The following is a 2,783-nucleotide window of genomic DNA, read 5'->3' as shown; positions in this document are numbered from 1 at the left end:
ATTTACTTTTTAGGCTTTTGAGGAGCCGCAGGTTCAGCAGCTATACCTGTTTTATTTTGCCTGAGCACTTCAAACACCAGGGAAGCCGCTACCAGCAGCAGCAGCAGTATAGAGGTGATGTTAGCGATCTTAAGCCCTTTCAGGAATGTTTGCGGTTCAAACTTCATTTCTATTTTATGCTCCCCGGCAGGTATTTTCAGTCCGCGTAAGGCATAATCTGTACGGATAATATCTGCTGGTTTACCATCAATAAACGCATTCCATCCGGCAGGGTAGTAAATTTCAGAGAACACACCAAAACCTTCCTGGCTGTTGCGGGAAGCGTATTCCAGTTTATTCAGCCCGTATTTGGTGAGCTTGATGGAAGCGGTACTGTCGGCCCCCGGTTTGAAGCTGCCCAACTGCTTTTCAAACCGTTTATCGATCACTGCAGAGTCGCGTGTATTTAATGCATCCAGTGTTTTCATTTCTGTATTGGCATCAGGCGCCCATACGATATCACGAACAAACCATGCGTTACCGTAGGCATCCGGGTTGCGTTGTGCAACTGGCTGCCCGGTTTTCTGATCCGGAACAATAAAATATTTTGTGTTAAGCATGTTCAGCACATGCATGTTGTTTTTGGCAATCTGGTGTGAGATGAGATCCTGATAAACCCACAATTTAGCAGGGCTGTAACCGCCGATATTTTTGTGGAAATAGGAAGGGGAGGCATCATCAAACGGCGCCGTGGTAAGATTGAACACACGGTAGTATGGGTCGGGGTCCTGTTTGATCTGCTGATCAGCAGCGGAAGGCTGCAGTTCCTGCATATAGCTCAGGTCGTCCACGAAGCTTTCGCTGCCCAGGTAGTTTTTATCTACCGCCCACAGATCGATAGTGACTGCTGCAGTGATAATGATGGCGGAGATCTGCCATTTCATTTTATTGGTAAGGAAAGCCCAGATAGCACCGGCGGCTACAAGGATGAAGAAGGCAGAGCGTAACCCATCCGTAAGCAGTAAGCTGGCGCGGTCTTTCTCCAGCGCGCGGATAAGGAGCTTGCCATTTTCCTCGCCTCCCATCATCTGGGAGAAATACTGCAGCATACTATCGTCGCTGGCAGACTTGAAGCCTACAAAGAAGTAGCTGATGAGAATAAAACCAAGGATACATGCACCGGTGATAATGGCAGACTCTTTCAGTTTTTTCAACAGTTCCTGTGTAGTGTGCTTACCATTGGCAATTTCCTGCAGGCCCCAGCAGGCCAGCACCACAAAGGTGAGCGATGGTAATACCAGCGCCTGTGCGGGGGCACGGAACTTATTATACAGGGGCAGGTGGTAAAACAGCGGATCGTTGATAAACGACATGTTTTTACCCCAGGCCAGTATAAAGCCGATAACGGTAATGGCAATGAGCCACCACTTATGCCAGCTTTTCACTAACAGTAACGATAATACGAAAAGGAAGCAGATAATAGCGCCTACATACACAGGGCCGGAAGTGCCTTTCGACTGCGCGCCGTAGTAGAGCGGCAGTTTTTGCTGGCCAAGGAATTGTTCTACCTGGGCTTCGTTGGCGCCAAGACTGATCATCTGCTGGCCGAAGTTGGAGCTTACCTTCAGTTTCTGCCCCGAGGAGTTACCTGCATAACCGGGAATCAGGAGGGTGCCCGATTCCGCTTTGCCATAGCTCCAGTCGTACGCGTAATCAATATCCAGGCCGGTGGATTTCTTTTGGTTCACATCGTCTTTGTCGAGCGTTAGCTCCGATTGGCTCCCACGCATGGTGTAATTGGTATACTCACGCAGGATCATGAGGCTGTCCATAGAAGTGAGTACTGCCAGCACGCCGGCCACGGCCAGGAGGGCGGATGCTTTAAAGAACTGTACCAGTTGCTTCTCCCGGAAAAAATGTATAAATGCACACACGGCCAGGCACAGTACCATGATCAATGTGTAGTAGATAATTTGCAGGTGGTTGTTATAGATCAGCATGGCGGTGGCCAGGGCTGTTAATGCGGCGCCGGTGATAAGGCGGCCCCGGTAAGTGAGTACTATACCGGCAAGTACAGCAGGCATCAGGGCAATGTCGTACATCTTTGTAACGTGGCCTACATCAATGAGGATCACATTATAGGAGCAGAATGCAAAGGCAATGGCGCCCATCACCCGGATCCAGTATTTAAAGTCCAGTATACAAAGAAGCAGGTACATGGATATCATAGCCAGGAACAGCATATTTACAGGATCCGGTGTATACAGCGTTATAATCCTGTTCATATAGGCTATTTTATTGGCGCCCGGACCCGTATATATCACGTAGGAGGGCATACCGGAAAACATACTGTTGGTCCATAACGGACGTTCACCGGTTGCTTCATAAAAGTCCTTTGCCTCTTTCGCCATTCCTTTTACATTCTTCATGTCGCTCTGGTTCACTACTTTGCCCTCAAGAACGGGAGCGCAATACACAAATGCCAGCAGGAGGAAGAGCCCTATTGCTGCAACATGTGGAAGAATGGCTTTTAGCCAGTTTTGCTTCATCGGATATTTTGGATTTAGTTTTAAAGAAACAAAAATAACTGTAATTTATCCGAAATTTCAATATGCGCTGGATCCGGTTCCTCTTAAAATTTGCATTTATATGCAATCTGTGCTTCATAATCAGTGAAATCCTGCGCATTACGGCATATGATCATTCTTTTGATAATATTGTGAATCATATACTGGTATTGGGTGTAGGGATTGCCTTTCCGCTGAATGCCCTTTTGTGTGTGCTCACCGGTGTGTTATTATCGT

At 47.6% G+C, this 2,783-nt stretch carries 2 protein-coding genes; one reads left to right on the top strand and one right to left on the bottom strand.

Going from position 1 to position 2,783, the window contains the following annotated elements:
- Positions 1-2: 2 nt before the first annotated feature.
- Positions 3-467, bottom strand: coding sequence for a YfhO family protein (locus VN105_RS29805; RefSeq protein ID WP_414647245.1), 465 nt, complete (start codon positions 465-467; stop codon positions 3-5).
- A gap of 2,123 nt (positions 468-2,590) precedes the next feature.
- Here VN105_RS29805 and VN105_RS15380 point away from each other — a divergent pair.
- The coding region (locus VN105_RS15380) for a hypothetical protein (RefSeq protein WP_325642413.1) at positions 2,591-2,783 on the top strand (193 nt) is incomplete at its 3' end.

This window comes from Chitinophaga sp. (assembly GCF_035564935.1).
In the GTDB taxonomy this organism is placed as follows: domain Bacteria; phylum Bacteroidota; class Bacteroidia; order Chitinophagales; family Chitinophagaceae; genus Chitinophaga.
The sequence above is the reverse complement of the archived record's forward strand: the minus strand, read 5'-3'. Positions and strand labels throughout refer to the sequence as shown.

Bases quoted from the DNA above. Each gene is read 5' to 3' on its own strand.
- VN105_RS29805 (WP_414647245.1), bottom strand. From the start codon at position 467: ATGAAAACACTGGATGCATTAAATACACGCGACTCTGCAGTGATCGAT.